Below are 14,135 nucleotides of genomic sequence, written 5' to 3'. Positions count from 1 at the left end.
ATTAAATATGAGCAGTAAAAAAGATTTAGCATTTTCAACCCGTACTATTCATGGCGGTCAGGAACCAGACCCGACGACGGGGGCTGTTATGCCGCCAATAGTGACCAGTTCAACTTATCTTCAGGACAGCCCTGGAGTACATAAAGGCTTTGAATACTCGCGTTCACATAATCCGACTCGTTTTGCATATGAACGCTCGGTAGCAAATCTGGAAGGCGGTACTCAGGGGCTGGCTTTTGCTTCTGGCATGGCAGCCACATCGACCATTCTGGAGCTGCTGGACAGCGGCGACCAAGTGGTGGCTATGGATGACCTTTACGGTGGCAGTTTCCGCTTGTTTGATAAAGTACGTCAGCGTTCCGCCGGGCTGGACTTTGCTTATGTGGATCTGGCAGATCAAGAAGAGATCAAGAACTCTTTTACCGATAAAACCCGCATGTTATGGATAGAAACGCCTAGCAACCCGATGCTTAAACTGGTTGATATCGAAGCCGCGGTACGTTTGGCCAAAGCCCATAATCCGAATATTATTGTCGTGGTTGATAATACTTTTGCCACGCCGTTTAATCAGCGTCCTTTGGAAATGGGTGCCGATATAGTTATGCACTCGGCCACTAAATATCTGAATGGCCATTCCGATATGGTCGGTGGCATGGTGGTGGTCGGTGATAACGAAGACCTGGCGGAACGCATGGTGTTTTTGCAAAATGCGGTAGGCGCTATCGCGGGGCCTTTTGACAGCTACCTGGCGTTGCGTGGGGTTAAAACTTTAGCTTTGCGCATGCGTCAGCATAATGAAAGCGGGCTTAAGATTGCAAAATGGCTGGAACAGCATCCACGGGTTAAGAAAGTCATTCACCCTGGTTTGGTAAGCCACCCTCAACACGAGCTGGCGTTGTCGCAAATGACTGGTTTCGGTGGCATGATTTCGATTTTCCTGGACGGTGATATTGAAGCCGCTAGTCGCTTCCTGAAAGCGGTCGAAATTTTCGCGCTAGCGGAAAGTCTGGGCGGTGTCGAGAGTCTTATCGAGCATCCGGCAATTATGACCCATGCCTCTATTCCGGTAGAAAATCGTGAGAAGCTGGGTATTCATGACAACTTCGTGCGTATCTCCGTAGGTATCGAAGAGACTGATGACCTGATCGCTGATTTGGAGCAAGCTCTGGAGGCTATGTGAGTAGCAATCAGGTAATGCCTTTTCATCTGGCAATCCCGGTAGATGATCTGACCGCAGCCCGTCGCTTTTATGGCGACTTAATGGGCTGCGCCGAAGGGCGTAGCTCTGATCAATGGGTAGACTGGGATTTTTATGGTCACCAGTTAGTTACCCACGTGGCGCCGGAACGTTTGCTGCCACCAGCGAGCAATCCGGTAGACGGTCATGCAGTGCCAGTACCTCATTTTGGTGTGGTATTGAAAATGGATGACTGGAAACTGCTCGCGGAGCGGCTGGAAAAAGCTGAAATAGACTTTGTTATTAAGCCGTACATTCGTTTTCAGGGGCAGCCTGGCGAGCAGGCCACCATGTTTTTTAACGACCCTGCCGGCAACGCTCTTGAATTTAAAGGCTTTGCCAATATGGATAATCTTTTTGCTAAATAACTATTAGCCGAAAGCAATTAACCGAAAGCAACAAACTCGCGCATGGCGGCCATAGTCAGGCAAGAATGCGCGGGTGCTATCACCAGTAAATCCCCTAATTGCATTTGTTCAGCCATGCCTGCGGGCATGCGCACTTTGCCGTGCTCCTGAGATAATCCGTGCACAAAGGCGCCCTCAACAGGCTCTCCCGCCCAGCCCTGGTCAGTCATTTTCATGACTTGCCCATAACAGGGGGCTCCATCTCGTTGAATATAGTCTTTACTAAAATGCACAGCACCGCCATGCACCACGACTTCATTGCGCTCAGGGTAACGCGCGATGATGGGGCAGGCCAGGGTGAGCGCAATATCGTCCCACTCACAGGCACCTATATGCTGTTGCATAAGATCGTAAAAGACGTAGTTACCGGGGCGGATTTCATCGGCCCCGGGGAAACTTTTCATGCGACTGCAGGTTGGTGTGTCGCCGACTGAGATAAATAGCTGGTGGCCGTCAGGAAGGCTTATAAAATCGGCGAGTTGTCTTACCTGGCTCAGACTTTGCTGGTGTATCTGTGCTATTTCATCATCACCTCGTGCCTGGTAACTGTTGCCCGCATGCAACAGCAAACCGATATTTTTTACTTGTGGCAGGTTCAGTGTCGAGAGAGCCAGGGCCTGAATACGCTCTTGCTGTGCGCAGTCAAGACCGGTGCGTCCGTAACCCGCGTCCACTTCAAGCATGACGTCAACGGGGTTGCTTAGTCGCGAGAGGGTATTCAGGGCGTCTTCATGCTCAATACAAAGGGTCAGTCGGGTATCTGCGGCCAGTCGGTTGATAGCGGACAGTTCTCTTGGATTAAGAGGAATGGCAATCATGATGTCGCGCCAACCGGCTTTTTCAAACTGCTGCGCCATAGTGACAGAGGATACCGCGATAGCCTGAGTGCCAGCTTCGCGAAACCAGCGGCCTATATCTACAGACTGATGCGTTTTAAAATGGGGTCGCAGGCTGACGGAGGTACTGTCAGCATGCGCCTGCATGCGCTGTATATTACGTTTAGCGCGTTGTGTGTCGACCAGAATACGAGGCCCTGTGATATGTTGCCAGTTAAGTGTGCTCATTAAAGTTCTAACTCCAGTATGCTGCTGTTCCAGGGGACGCGTGTGATATCCAGGTTGCCGCCACTCAGGAGTAGACCGATATTTTGTTTCTGGAATAGTGCAGGTTGTGCAAGGACGGCGGCCAGTACAGTGGCTGAAGAAGGCTCTACTATGACTTTGAGTTCTTGCCAAATCAGTTGCATCGCTTCAATTACCTGCTGTTCGGAAACACGAATGATTTTATCGACACCATCACGAATAATGGGGAAAGTTTTATCGCCTAGTGAGGTTAACAGGCCGTCGCAAATAGTTTTTGGTTCTCGTGCTGGCTGGATTTGTCCTTGCTCAAGTGACGCCCAGGCGTCATCGGCCAGTTCAGGTTCGGCAGCGTAAATCGCCATGCTTTGGCTATGTCCCACCATAATAGTACCGCTTAATAAACCGCCCCCACCAACGGGGGCTATCAGGGAGTTGAGGTGAGGCTGTTCTTTGATCAGCTCCAGTGCAGCGGTACCCTGGCCTGCAATAATATGCTCATGGTTATAGGGGGGTATAAAGCGAGCTTCAGGGTCTTCCTGTTGCCATTGGGCGACGATAGCTTCCCTGGCCGCCATGCCTGGCTCGATTTCGACGATATCGGCTGCATAACGGGCAATATTAGCTTTTTTGACAGCTGAACCAGAACTGGGAACGGCGACGCGGACCTTAATATTAAGCAATTGCCCAGCGCAGGCAAGTGCAGCCCCATGATTACCTGAAGAAACTGTGTAAACTCCGGCTTCGCGGACTTCTTTGGGTAATTGCAGGAGCGCATGACAGGCGCCACGGAACTTAAAGGCACCGGTACGCTGCAGGTTTTCACATTTGAAAAAAAGCTGAGCACCGGCAAGTTCATCGAGGTGTGCATTCTGTAGCACTGGTGTATGAACTACATAAGGCGCAATTAATTGCTGTGCGCGGTTAATGCAGTCTAGTTGTAAGGCTTCTTGCCCTGCTGCGTATTGCCAGTTCATAAGTAAAAAAAGACCTTGTCGGTTTTGTTAATTAACTGCCTTCAGCGTACACTATTGAGCATTCTTTACGCCAGCCTGAGGAGGCGCGCGCCTTGGATATTCCAACAGCGACTATTACCTTACTGTTAATCATGAACCCACTTGGCAATCTGCCTATCTTTCTTTCGGTGCTGCGTCATGTAGAACCTAAACGTCGCAAAGTTGTGCTGATGCGGGAGCTGGTAGTAGCACTGATTGTCATGCTGCTATTTTTATATTTGGGCAGCAGTTTGCTGGAATGGTTAGGGTTGCGTCAGGAATCGGTTAGCATTGCTGGCGGTATTATTCTGTTTATTATTGCGCTACGTCTTATTTTTCCGCAGCCGGGTGGGGTGTTGGGTTTACCCGCGGGCGATGAGCCCTTTATCGTGCCCTTGGCCATTCCGTTGATTTCGGGACCGTCGCTACTGGCTGCGTTGCTTTTATTCGCTAACCAGGCACCGGATCGTATGCTGGACTGGACTATTGCCAGTGTTATCGCATGGGGTATTTCAGCGACTATCCTGATGTTCAGTAACATTTTTCTGCGTGCTTTAGGTCAGCGAGGACTCAATGCTATTGAACGGCTAATGGGTATGATTCTGGTAATGATTGCAGTGCAGATGTTTCTGGATGGCATTATGGCTTATATGGAACAGGCGGCATAACAATGGCAGAGAGAATGACAAAACATACTACTTTTCAGCAAATCAGAGAGCTACCTTTTGAGCACCAGGCTTTACTGGCCTGTTATTTGTGCGCACGTATGCGGCCTAATTATGATTTGTTTCATCGGGTTACTGGTTTTGGCGACCCTAAAGTACTGCAGGGGGCGCTGGATGTTGTCTGGCAATGGCTGGCGCAGGGTGGCAAAGCGAACTTCTCGCGTTGGCAGGAAAAAGTGGATGATGAAACTCCGAGTGAATACGGTCATGACTTACTTGGGGTGTACCCGGCGATGGAAGCCTGCACTGCTATTAGCACCATGTTGCAAGGACTCATAGACAAAGAAGGCAGTCCTTTGCTGGATGTGGCTAAAGTTTCCCAGGGCAGTGTGGCGCATTTTCTGGAGTTGAGTGAAGGGGCGGATATGGAAGTGCAAGCCCGCGAACAGATGCTACAAGAGCACGAGTTGACCGCGTATGAAATTGCCATGCAGCAGGCCATGGTCACTTTCCTGAGTAGTCAGGAAGAGCTAAGCCCGGAATTGGTTAAACAAGTGCGCGGCATGGTTGCTGATGAGGGTATCAGCAACCTGGGCCTGGCTATTGAGGATCTTGAGAATGCGGCTCCGACTCGCTAACCGAGGGGGCTTGCTGGTGGCGACGTAAAGCCATCAACCAGCCAATAATACCGAACACAAAAACGTTCCAGTAATCTTTTTTATCCGGCCGCATGCGGCCTTGCACCATGCCCATAAAGAGCAGCACATTGACCAGGTGCATTAGGGTTACGATCAGCAAGAGCAAAGTAAACAAAGCAAAAGCTTTGCCCGGAAAAGGCCAGATTAAATTAGCTATAAGAACAGCCCAAAGGCCAATGAAAACAGCCTGGCCAACATAAATTATCCAGCGCATCAGGACTCCCTGGTAAATAAGCGAAAATGCACCTGACCAATCTCTTTATCACGCAGCAGGTGCCAATTAGAAGGCCACTGGCTGAAGTCTTCACGACGTTCGCATTCGACATAAATAAGTGCGTGTTCAGTCAGGCAGCCGGAATTTTCGAGCAACGGAATAATACGCGGTAACCAGCCCTGTTGGAAAGGGGGGTCTATCAATATCAGGTCAACACTGTTGGCTGGCAGTGATGGCAACAGTTGCTCTGCACTGCGGGTCTCGACACTGGCCTCAGCCTTCAGGAGCGCTATATTTTCCTGTAACTGGCGTGCCGCAGGCAGGTGTGTTTCCACAAAAGTTGCCTGGGCTGCGCCGCGGGAGAGGGCTTCAAAGCCGAGGCTGCCGGTGCCAGCGAAGAGATCCAGCACCCGGCTGCCAGCCAGATCAAACTGAATCCAGTTAAACAGGGTTTCTTTAATCCGGTCACCGGTTGGGCGCAATCCTTCCGCGTGAAGCACCGCTAATTTACGGCCACGCCAGCGGCCACCGATAATTCGTATCTGGCCTTTTTGTTGTGCTTTTGCCACGCTTACCTCATTACTGGATATCATCTCCTTATTGTAACTAAAATCGAAATGGTTATCGCCTGGCAGCTATGATTAAGGCCATGCTAGAATCAGCAACTCACTATTTTCTCACTCAGCGCGGGCAGACAAGACTTATGGCAGAAAAAAGCTCATTTCTTTCTTCACTTTTTGGCAATAAGAAAAAAGATAATAAAGAGACCGAAGCGCAGGAGTCAGTCACCCCACCACCTCCTGAAGTTGAACCCTCTCGTCCTGCGGATGCTACTGAGGATGCGGCTATTGCCATGGCAGAGTCGGCTCATTTGCAGCAACAGAAAAATGAGCAGCAGCTTGCCAGCAAAAAAGCAGCACCTGAGCAGGAAAAGAAAGGTTTGTGGAAACGCCTGCGTGATGGGCTGAAAAAAACGTCCAGTTCTTTCGGTACTGGCTTAAGCAGTGTTTTTGTCGGCAAAAAAATAGACGACGAATTATTTGAAGATCTTGAAACTCAGTTACTCATGGCCGATGTGGGCGTGGCTACAACACGTAAAATTATTGCTGAGCTAACTGACCACGCCTCACGTAAAGAGCTACAGGACGCTGATTTGTTATATCAGCGACTGAAAGAGTACCTGGCCGAGATTTTACAACCGGTAAGCAAACCGTTGGATCTGGATCAGGCTGATGGGCCTATGGTTATTCTGATGGTGGGGGTAAATGGCGTGGGAAAAACCACCACCATAGGTAAACTGGCGCAACAGTTCCAGCGCGAGGGTAAGTCCGTCATGCTGGCCGCTGGTGATACCTTCAGGGCGGCGGCTGTAGAGCAATTACAGGTCTGGGGTGAACGTAATGATATTCCGGTCGTTGCCCAGCATACTGGCTCGGATAGTGCGTCTGTTATTTACGATGCAGTTGAGGCGGCCAGAGCAAGAAAAGTGGATGTTCTGATAGCGGATACCGCAGGCCGGCTACAGAACAAAGCAAATTTGATGGAAGAGCTGAAAAAAATAGTTCGGGTAATGAAGAAGTTAGATATAAATGCTCCGCATGAGATCATGTTGACCCTGGATGCCGGAACAGGTCAGAATGCAATCAGTCAGGCGAACTTATTTAACCAGGCGGTTGGTGTAACCGGACTGGTGATGACAAAACTGGATGGCACCGCTAAGGGTGGGGTTATTTTCGGTCTGGCAGATCAGTTTGCCATTCCTATTCGCTATATTGGGGTGGGTGAGCAGCTGGATGATCTGCGGCCTTTTGTTGCAAGCGAATTTATTGACGCATTGTTTGCAGATGCGGAGCATTCAGAGCAGGCGTAATTAATGATTAAATTTGAGCAGGTCAGTAAAACATACCCCGGCGGTTTTCAGGCCTTAAACCAGGTCAATTTTCATCTGCGCGCCGGAGAACTGGCGTTTCTGACTGGCCACTCAGGAGCGGGGAAAAGTACCTTACTGCGTTTGATAGCTCTGATGGAGCGTCCAACTGTAGGGCGGGTCCTGATTAACGGTCATGATTTACGTAAAGTGAAAAGCAGGCAAGTACCTTTTGTACGTCGCGATATCGGTATGATCTTTCAGGACCACAGGTTGCTGATGGATAAAACAGTACATGACAATGTGGCACTACCATTATTGATTGAAGGTTATAGCCATAAAGAAGCCCGCAAGCGGGTGCAGGCGGCGCTGGATAAAGTCGGCCTGAGTAGTAAAGAGCGTCATTATCCAATCATGCTGTCCGGTGGTGAGCAGCAACGGGTTGGTATCGCGCGGGCTATTGTGAACAAGCCACCTCTGCTGCTGGCGGATGAGCCTACCGGTAATCTGGATCCTAAACTTTCCATGGATATCATGCGGTTATTTGAGTCGTTCAATAGCGTTGGAGTTTCCGTTTTAATTGCCAGCCATGACTTAGGTCTTATCGCTCGTATGCGTTATCGCACACTTACCTTAAAAGACGGCCGCATGATCGATGACGGCCTGGCCAGCGATTCGCATGCTGGTTTTGAGCGCGGTGGCGCACTATGAGTTTTTTATTTCGCAATAAAAGTCCTAAACAAGGGGCGGTGACTAATCAAATCACTCAGTTCCGGCGTTTTATCATGTTCTGGGTGACTAATGCACAACAGGCCATTGGTAGTTTAGGCGAGCTGGCACGTACACCTTTTGCGTCGATGATGACCATTGCTGTGTTAGGACTTAGCCTGACCTTGCCTGCTACTTTGTATGTGGTCGTCAAAAACAGCCAGGCGGTGGGTGCTCAATGGGAAACCGCGTCGGAGATTACGCTGTTTCTACAAAAAGAGCTGAACACCGAACAGGTGGAGACTTTTAAGCGTCGGGTTGAGCTTAAAGATGAAGTAAGTAGTGTCAGCTGGATTTCCCGCGATGAAGCATTACGGGAATTCCGTGAATACTCGGGTTTTGGCAGCGCCATTGACTATCTGGAAAGCAATCCATTGCCGGATGTTTTATTAGTTATTCCCGCGACGGACTATAGGAGCTCTAACAGGGCCGCTGATTTACAGGCCAGTCTGGAACGTGAGAGCGAGGTCACCGACGCGAAACTGGATTTGGACTGGATAGAACGGTTGCATGCGTTAGTGCGCCTGGTTGAAGACTCCCTGGCGGCGCTGGCTTTATTGTTGTGTATAGCGGTAGTACTGATTGTCGGCAACACTATAAGGTTGGGCATTCTTAACCGGCGCGATGAAATCATGATCATGAAGCTGGTAGGGGCCACCAATAGCTATATTCAGCGCCCTTTCCTGTATACCGGAGCATGGTATGGCATTGTGGGTGGTTTTATCGCCTGGATAGCCACCATTCTCTTGGTCTGGTGGTTGCGCGCTGCCGTGCTTAGGGTGACTGAGCTGTATGATAGCCAGTTTCGTTTGCAGGGCCTGACTTTTAATGAATTACTTATACTCTGGTGTATCGCGGTAGGACTGGGATTGTTGGGGTCCTGGCTGGCAGTGCGTCGGCATGTGGCGGAAATTGAACCACGGTAATCCAGTTGTAATCTTTTTTTCGTACAATAGCTTACAATAAAGCAATATATATAGCGCTTGAGATCGTCGGGGTCTCTGCTAGTATACTAACCCCTATTGGAACTTTTTCGTGTAGTCTGGTTCTAAGTAGCAGTCCCGGGAAGGGATTTAGTAGTAGCTATATTCATCGTGAGTGAGGACATTCAATGAGCACGCAGATAAATTCGATGGCATTAGCGGTTCCACGTAGTGGTAGTCTGGAAGCCTATATTTCATCGGTAAACGGCATACCAATGCTGAGTGCTGACGAAGAAAAATCACTGGCAGAACGTCTGCAGAATGAAGGTGATCTTGCGGCTGCAAAGCAGCTCATTATGTCGCACCTGCGTTTTGTCGTGCATATCGCTCGCGGCTATTCCGGTTATGGTCTGCAGCAGGCTGATTTAATTCAGGAAGGCAATATCGGTTTGATGAAAGCGGTTAAGCGTTTTGACCCTACTGTAGGGGTGCGTTTGGTTTCTTTTGCCGTTCACTGGATTAAAGCTGAAATTCACGAATTTGTATTACGCAACTGGCGCATTGTTAAAGTCGCCACGACCAAAGCTCAGCGTAAGTTGTTTTTTAATCTGCGCAAAGCGAAAAAGCGCCTGGGTTGGTTTAACCGTAAAGAAGTAGATACTGTTGCGGAAGCTTTAGGTGTGAGCAGTGCAGAGGTTATGGAAATGGAGTCGCGTATGGCGGCTCATGACCCGGCTTTTGAACTGAGTTCAGATGACGATGATGCACGTGAAGGCGCGGCTTTTTCGCCGGCTCAGTATCTGGAAGATAAAAGTGCAGATGTTGCGACTCAGGTAGAAAGTGAAAACTGGGACGCGCATTCAAACCGGCGTCTGAGTCATGCTTTGTCAGCACTGGATGACCGTAGTCAGCACATAGTGCGTTCGCGCTGGTTAGACGATAAGAAAATTACCCTGCAGGATCTGGCTGATGAATATCAGGTTTCGGCCGAACGTATTCGCCAGCTTGAGCAGAACGCGATGAAGAAACTACGTTCTGCCATGCTATAACCAGCATTTTTGTTATGCACTGCCGGAAGGGGTGCGGCGCCTGTTGCGTCGCCCCTTCTATCTCTTCTGCCATTCCAGGCATGCCGCAAGGCAAACCCGCTAATACCCGCTGTATTCAATTAGATGACGATAATCTTTGCAAACTCTTCGGCGATCCACGTCGGCCGGCTGTATGCGAGCAGTTTAAAGCGGATGCTGATATTTGTGGTGACAGTCGTGAGCAGGCGCTGGGTCTGCTAATCCAGCTGGAATCTTTGACCCAGTAAATCAGCGACGAATATAGCGCACGGGATCGATGGGATTACCCTCGTGGCGAATTTCAAAGTAGAGTCCTGATCTTTCCTGGCCTCCACTTTGGCCGGTTAAAGCAATAGTATCGCCCCGACGAACTTCTTCACCCACATCTCGGGTTAGCGACTGATTATAGCCATACAGACTCATATAACCTTCGCCATGGTCGACTACAATCACCAGACCAAAACCACGTAACCAGTCGGAGAACAAAACCCGGCCATCAGCAATAACTTTTACCGGCTGTTCGGTATTGGTGTTAATAACTACACCTTTCCAGTTTACCTCGCCGCTGCGACGTTGACCGTAACCATGTCGAATAGAGCCTTCAGTTGGCCAGCTCAGACTATTACGCAAAGAGCCGAGCCCCGCCAGGTCGATTTGCTGCTGACTAAGTACATCGTCAAGTACTGCCAGAAGTTCAGTTAACTCCTGTTCATTCTGCAGTAAGTCGGTAAGCTCGGTTTCTTCCGTTTGCTGCGCCACGCGTAGTTGGCGAGCACTGCTTTCCTGTTCTTCTTTTTGTTCTTCTAAAGTATTTCGCTGACGCTGTTGGCGGGCTATGGCAGCGGTCAGGTTGTCCCTTTGTCTCGCTACTTCCGCGACCACCTCCGCTAATTCCTGCTCAGTAGCATGCAGTTCTTGCAGTTGCTGCATACGAGCGTCATTAAAATAACGATAATAGGTAAGTAAGCGCTCAATACGAGAAGGATCCTGCTGATTAAGCAGCATCTGCACAAAATCGTGACTACCTGAGCGGTAGGCGCTTTCTATTTGATCAGCCAGTAACTCGGCCTGAACCTGCAGTTGTTCTTCGAGTACGCTTTCTTCCCGTTCCAACTCAGCGATGCGCTCTTGATTTTCTTCCAGCTGACGTTCGGTACGTTGAATTTGCTGCGTACTCTCGTTGATTTTACTCTCAATACTCTGCAGGTCGCGCTCGATACCCGACAGTCTTTGCTGGCGACGCTGCACTGATTTGCGACGCGATTCAATTTCCTTTTGCAGAGCTTCCAGCTCAGCTGCAGCACGCGCATATTCTTCTTCGGTGTCAGCCGCAGCAAGGGGCAAAGCCAGCGTCATTAATAACGCCAACAGAAATGCTGACAGCAATTGGGAACAGCGCTTGAGTATCATTTAACCTGAATTTTCCTTGTGTTTTAACTGCATCAGCGTTTTGCCTGTCATTTCCTGAGGTTGTTCCAGTCCTAATAAGTGAAGCATAGTGGGTGCCACATCAGATAATCGGCCTCCGTCTACTGGTGTCGCTTCGCGGCCAACATAAATGAATGGCACCGGCATACTGGTATGCGCCGTATGCGATTGTCCTGTGCTGGCATCTTCCATTTGCTCGGCATTGCCGTGGTCGGCTGTAATCAGACATTCGCCACCGGTTTGTTGCAAGGCTTCGACTACACGACCTATGCAACGATCAACGGCTTCACAGGCTTTCACCGCGGCGTCAAAATTACCAGTATGGCCCACCATATCGCCATTTGGATAATTACAGACAATAACATCAAATTCGCCACCGTGAACGGCTTCAACCAGGGCATCGGTTAGTTCGGTGGAGCTCATCTCCGGCTGCAGGTCATAAGTGGCAACTTGAGGTGATGGAATCAGCACTCGCTTTTCGCCTTCAAATTCGTTCTCTCTGCCGCCGCTAAAGAAAAAGGTTACGTGAGCATACTTTTCAGTTTCAGAAATTCGTAATTGGGTACGATTGTGTTTCGCCAGCCACTCGCCAAGAACGTTATTCAAGCTTTCTGGAGGAAACGCGACTGGAGCTTTAATGTCAGCGGCAAATTCGGTCAGCATAACAAAACAACCCAGTTGCGGATGCTGGTCTCGTTTAAAGTGGCTAAACTCCTGGTCGGTAAAAGCATGGGTTAATTCCCGGGCGCGGTCGGCTCTGAAGTTCATAAAAATCACACTGTCGCCGTCGGCAATCGGGCGCTGCTCACCAATCCAGCTCGGCTGCACAAATTCATCGCTTTCCTGGCGCTCGTAAGCTTCTTTCAGGGCCAGACGGGCGTCGTTATAATAAAAGTCTGCTTTAGCTTCGCAAAGCAGCCGGTAAGCGCGCTCCACTCGATCCCATCGATTATCACGGTCCATAGCAAAATAACGACCACAAAGGCTGGCAATGCGACCCTTGCCCAATTCGGCGAAACAATGTTCAAAGCGTTGCAGACTGGCATCGGCTGAGCGTGGCGGCGTATCACGACCATCCAGGAAGGCGTGGACCAAAATATCCTCGACACCTTCTGCGGCAGCCATTTTTACCATAGCCAGCATATGGTTCTCATGGCTATGCACGCCACCTGGGGAGAACAAACCCATGATATGAACCCGGCCATTATTTGCTTTGGCACTGCTAATAGCCTGCTGCAGCTGTGGGTTCTGATTGAAACTGCCGTCTTCTATTGCTTTGCTGATACGAGTCAGATCCTGATACACGATGCGTCCGGCACCCAGATTGACATGGCCCACTTCGGAATTACCCATTTGTCCTTCGGGAAGACCAACCGCCATGCCTGACCCGTCGACGAGGGTGTTAGGGTGATTTTTATAGAGGCTGTCCAGAACCGGAGTATGAGCGGCGGCGATGGCGTTATCGGTAGTGTCTTCGCGAATGCCCCAGCCATCCAGAATTAGCAGGGCGAGAGTTTTTTTAGCTGAAGATTGCGGCGCGCTCATAAAGTAGCCTCATGGTCTGAAGTTGCTGTTTTTCAAAGATGACAGTATTTTACTGTATTTACGCCTGTGAAGCACCCGTTCAGACCAGATTTTACTGGTAACTCAAATTTGAGGCGGTATACTCTTGACCTCGATTTTCTGCCTGCTTTCAGGGTTCGGCCAGCGGCAATGCGACTGCACCGATAAGGCGCTGACAGGCTCAGGTACGTCAGGACTCAACAGGAGTTGCAGTATTTCATGAGTGAATTATTAGATTTTGCCACCGAACATTACATTCTAAGCACCTCGTGGGTGATTATTGTTCTTTTACTGATTGCCAACCTGGTTAAGTACCGGTTTTCCTCAGTGAAAGTCTTGTCGCCACAAGAAGCGACCATAGCAACAAACCGCAATGGTGTTTTTGTCGATGTTCGTTCTGAAGAAGAATATGCAGCAGGTCATATTCAGGGCGCGCGACATATTCCACTAGAAAAAATACGTGCCGGTGAAACCAAACCTCTTGAAAAATTCAAAGATGCCCCCATCGTCTTCGTATGCAATCATGGTAATCAAGCCAAAACAGCGGCAAATATCATGGCGAAGCAGGAATATTCAGAGGCCTCGGTATTGCAAGGCGGTATGCATGCATGGAGAAATGCAAGCTTCCCGGTCAGCAAAAAGAAAACGACTGGCAAAAAAGCTAAATAAAACTATATTCAAACAACTTTTAAGTAGGAAATTATTATGGCTGACGAACAGCAACAACCGCAGCAAAATGGCGCGGCTCAAGATGAACAGCAAAAACCTCAGTTCGCGATTCAGCGTATCTTTGTAAAAGACGTTTCTTTTGAAGCGCCAAATGCACCAGATGTTTTCCGTAAAGATTGGAAACCAGAGCTTAACGTCGATATGAACGTAAGCAACAAAAAACTGGATGACGGCGTTTATGAAGTGATTTTGACACTGACAGCGAAGAACACAGTCGGTGAAGAAACTGCATTTTTATGTGAGGTTTCGCAGGCTGGTATCTTCAGTATTACTGACGACATGCCAGAAGCGAACCGCGCCCATACACTGGGTGCTTTCTGTCCTAATATTCTGTTCCCTTATGCGCGTGAAACTATCAGCAGCCTGGTTACCCGTGGTACTTTCCCACAGCTTAACCTTGCTCCGGTTAACTTTGACGCCGTCTTTGCTCAACACGTACAGCAGCAACAGCAACAACAAGCTGCTGGTGAGCAGAAGCAAGACGCGTAAGCGAGT

General features: G+C 49.4%; 17 protein-coding genes. 11 read left to right on the top strand and 6 right to left on the bottom strand.

What is annotated here, in order from left to right; all coding sequences use genetic code 11:
• Positions 1-7 precede the first annotated feature (7 nt).
• Together CWE09_RS09025 and CWE09_RS09020 are read left to right on the top strand one after the other, a co-directional pair.
• Entirely contained in the window at positions 8-1,180 is a 1,173-nt protein-coding gene (locus CWE09_RS09025; protein WP_126803635.1) for a trans-sulfuration enzyme family protein, read from the top strand.
• A gap of 14 nt (positions 1,181-1,194) precedes the next feature.
• A complete protein-coding gene (locus tag CWE09_RS09020; RefSeq protein ID WP_198679747.1) occupies positions 1,195-1,605 on the top strand; it encodes a VOC family protein in 411 nt (136 codons plus the stop codon).
• Positions 1,606-1,622: 17 nt separating this feature from the next.
• Here the strand turns inward: CWE09_RS09020 and CWE09_RS09015 are convergent, their stop codons facing one another.
• Positions 1,623-2,708: an alanine racemase gene (locus CWE09_RS09015; protein ID WP_126803633.1), complete on the bottom strand. Its 1,086-nt coding sequence runs from the start codon at positions 2,706-2,708 to the stop codon at positions 1,623-1,625.
• Positions 2,708-3,700 carry a pyridoxal-phosphate dependent enzyme gene (locus CWE09_RS09010; RefSeq protein ID WP_126803632.1) on the bottom strand — a complete coding sequence of 331 codons (993 nt, stop codon included), beginning with the start codon at positions 3,698-3,700 and terminating at the stop codon, positions 2,708-2,710. Before CWE09_RS09010 ends, CWE09_RS09015 begins: the two co-directional genes overlap by 1 nt.
• 92 nt (positions 3,701-3,792) lie before the next feature.
• Between CWE09_RS09010 and CWE09_RS09005 the strand changes: the two genes are divergently transcribed.
• Positions 3,793-4,386, top strand: a complete 594-nt coding sequence (locus tag CWE09_RS09005; protein WP_126803631.1) for a YhgN family NAAT transporter — start codon at positions 3,793-3,795, stop codon at positions 4,384-4,386.
• Between the two features lie 14 nt (positions 4,387-4,400).
• Positions 4,401-5,021, top strand: a complete 621-nt coding sequence (locus CWE09_RS09000) for a YjaG family protein (RefSeq protein WP_126803630.1) — start codon at positions 4,401-4,403, stop codon at positions 5,019-5,021.
• Here CWE09_RS09000 and CWE09_RS08995 read toward each other — a convergent pair.
• On the bottom strand, positions 4,984-5,295 hold the full coding sequence (locus tag CWE09_RS08995) for a DUF1145 domain-containing protein (protein ID WP_126803629.1): 312 nt from the start codon (positions 5,293-5,295) through the stop codon (positions 4,984-4,986). The genes CWE09_RS09000 and CWE09_RS08995 overlap by 38 nt on opposite strands.
• A complete protein-coding gene (rsmD, locus tag CWE09_RS08990) occupies positions 5,295-5,864 on the bottom strand; it encodes a 16S rRNA (guanine(966)-N(2))-methyltransferase RsmD (protein WP_241974327.1) in 570 nt (189 codons plus the stop codon). The genes CWE09_RS08995 and rsmD overlap by 1 nt, the downstream gene beginning before the upstream one ends.
• 68 nt (positions 5,865-5,932) lie before the next feature.
• Between rsmD and ftsY the strand changes: the two genes are divergently transcribed.
• From ftsY to CWE09_RS08965, 5 genes are all read left to right on the top strand, one after another.
• On the top strand, positions 5,933-7,165 hold the full coding sequence (ftsY, locus tag CWE09_RS08985; RefSeq protein WP_420807990.1) for a signal recognition particle-docking protein FtsY: 1,233 nt from the start codon (positions 5,933-5,935) through the stop codon (positions 7,163-7,165).
• A gap of 3 nt (positions 7,166-7,168) precedes the next feature.
• A complete protein-coding gene (ftsE, locus tag CWE09_RS08980; RefSeq protein WP_126803626.1) occupies positions 7,169-7,873 on the top strand; it encodes a cell division ATP-binding protein FtsE in 705 nt (234 codons plus the stop codon).
• Positions 7,870-8,856, top strand: a complete 987-nt coding sequence (ftsX, locus tag CWE09_RS08975) for a permease-like cell division protein FtsX (RefSeq protein ID WP_126803625.1) — start codon at positions 7,870-7,872, stop codon at positions 8,854-8,856. The genes ftsE and ftsX overlap by 4 nt, the downstream gene beginning before the upstream one ends.
• A gap of 185 nt (positions 8,857-9,041) precedes the next feature.
• Complete coding sequence (gene rpoH / locus CWE09_RS08970) at positions 9,042-9,902, top strand: RNA polymerase sigma factor RpoH (protein ID WP_126803624.1); 861 nt, start codon at positions 9,042-9,044, stop codon at positions 9,900-9,902.
• Between the two features lie 14 nt (positions 9,903-9,916).
• Positions 9,917-10,168, top strand: a complete 252-nt coding sequence (locus CWE09_RS08965) for a YkgJ family cysteine cluster protein (RefSeq protein ID WP_126803623.1) — start codon at positions 9,917-9,919, stop codon at positions 10,166-10,168.
• Position 10,169: 1 nt separating this feature from the next.
• Here the strand turns inward: CWE09_RS08965 and CWE09_RS08960 are convergent, their stop codons facing one another.
• Both CWE09_RS08960 and gpmI read right to left on the bottom strand, forming a co-directional pair.
• The gene (locus tag CWE09_RS08960; protein WP_126803622.1) at positions 10,170-11,330 is read right to left on the bottom strand and encodes a murein hydrolase activator EnvC family protein; all 1,161 of its coding nucleotides are present in this window, start codon (positions 11,328-11,330) and stop codon (positions 10,170-10,172) included.
• Positions 11,331-12,893 (bottom strand): 2,3-bisphosphoglycerate-independent phosphoglycerate mutase, encoded by a 1,563-nt coding sequence (gene gpmI, locus CWE09_RS08955; RefSeq protein ID WP_126803621.1) that lies wholly within the window; start codon positions 12,891-12,893, stop codon positions 11,331-11,333.
• Positions 12,894-13,130: 237 nt separating this feature from the next.
• Between gpmI and CWE09_RS08950 the strand changes: the two genes are divergently transcribed.
• Together CWE09_RS08950 and secB are read left to right on the top strand one after the other, a co-directional pair.
• Positions 13,131-13,580: a rhodanese-like domain-containing protein gene (locus CWE09_RS08950; RefSeq protein ID WP_126803620.1), complete on the top strand. Its 450-nt coding sequence runs from the start codon at positions 13,131-13,133 to the stop codon at positions 13,578-13,580.
• A 36-nt stretch (positions 13,581-13,616) separates the two neighbouring features.
• Complete coding sequence (secB, locus tag CWE09_RS08945; protein WP_126803619.1) at positions 13,617-14,129, top strand: protein-export chaperone SecB; 513 nt, start codon at positions 13,617-13,619, stop codon at positions 14,127-14,129.
• Positions 14,130-14,135: the final 6 nt, after the last annotated feature.

It is taken from the genome of Aliidiomarina minuta, assembly GCF_003987145.1.
Taxonomy (GTDB): Bacteria; Pseudomonadota; Gammaproteobacteria; order Enterobacterales; family Alteromonadaceae; genus Aliidiomarina; species Aliidiomarina minuta.
This window is presented reverse-complemented; position numbering and strand designations above follow the sequence as displayed.

Coding starts and splice junctions, on each gene's coding strand:
- CWE09_RS09025 (WP_126803635.1), top strand. CDS start 8: ATGAGCAGTAAAAAAGATTTAGCATTTTCAACCCGTACTATTCATGGC.
- CWE09_RS09020 (WP_198679747.1), top strand. CDS start 1,195: ATGCCTTTTCATCTGGCAATCCCGGTAGATGATCTGACCGCAGCCCGT.
- CWE09_RS09015 (WP_126803633.1), bottom strand. CDS start 2,708: ATGAGCACACTTAACTGGCAACATATCACAGGGCCTCGTATTCTGGTC.
- CWE09_RS09010 (WP_126803632.1), bottom strand. CDS start 3,700: ATGAACTGGCAATACGCAGCAGGGCAAGAAGCCTTACAACTAGACTGC.
- CWE09_RS09000 (WP_126803630.1), top strand. CDS start 4,401: ATGACAAAACATACTACTTTTCAGCAAATCAGAGAGCTACCTTTTGAG.
- CWE09_RS08995 (WP_126803629.1), bottom strand. CDS start 5,295: ATGCGCTGGATAATTTATGTTGGCCAGGCTGTTTTCATTGGCCTTTGG.
- ftsY (WP_420807990.1), top strand. CDS start 5,933: ATGATTAAGGCCATGCTAGAATCAGCAACTCACTATTTTCTCACTCAG.
- ftsE (WP_126803626.1), top strand. CDS start 7,169: ATGATTAAATTTGAGCAGGTCAGTAAAACATACCCCGGCGGTTTTCAG.
- ftsX (WP_126803625.1), top strand. CDS start 7,870: ATGAGTTTTTTATTTCGCAATAAAAGTCCTAAACAAGGGGCGGTGACT.
- rpoH (WP_126803624.1), top strand. CDS start 9,042: ATGAGCACGCAGATAAATTCGATGGCATTAGCGGTTCCACGTAGTGGT.
- CWE09_RS08965 (WP_126803623.1), top strand. CDS start 9,917: ATGCACTGCCGGAAGGGGTGCGGCGCCTGTTGCGTCGCCCCTTCTATC.
- CWE09_RS08960 (WP_126803622.1), bottom strand. CDS start 11,330: ATGATACTCAAGCGCTGTTCCCAATTGCTGTCAGCATTTCTGTTGGCG.
- gpmI (WP_126803621.1), bottom strand. CDS start 12,893: ATGAGCGCGCCGCAATCTTCAGCTAAAAAAACTCTCGCCCTGCTAATT.
- CWE09_RS08950 (WP_126803620.1), top strand. CDS start 13,131: ATGAGTGAATTATTAGATTTTGCCACCGAACATTACATTCTAAGCACC.
- secB (WP_126803619.1), top strand. CDS start 13,617: ATGGCTGACGAACAGCAACAACCGCAGCAAAATGGCGCGGCTCAAGAT.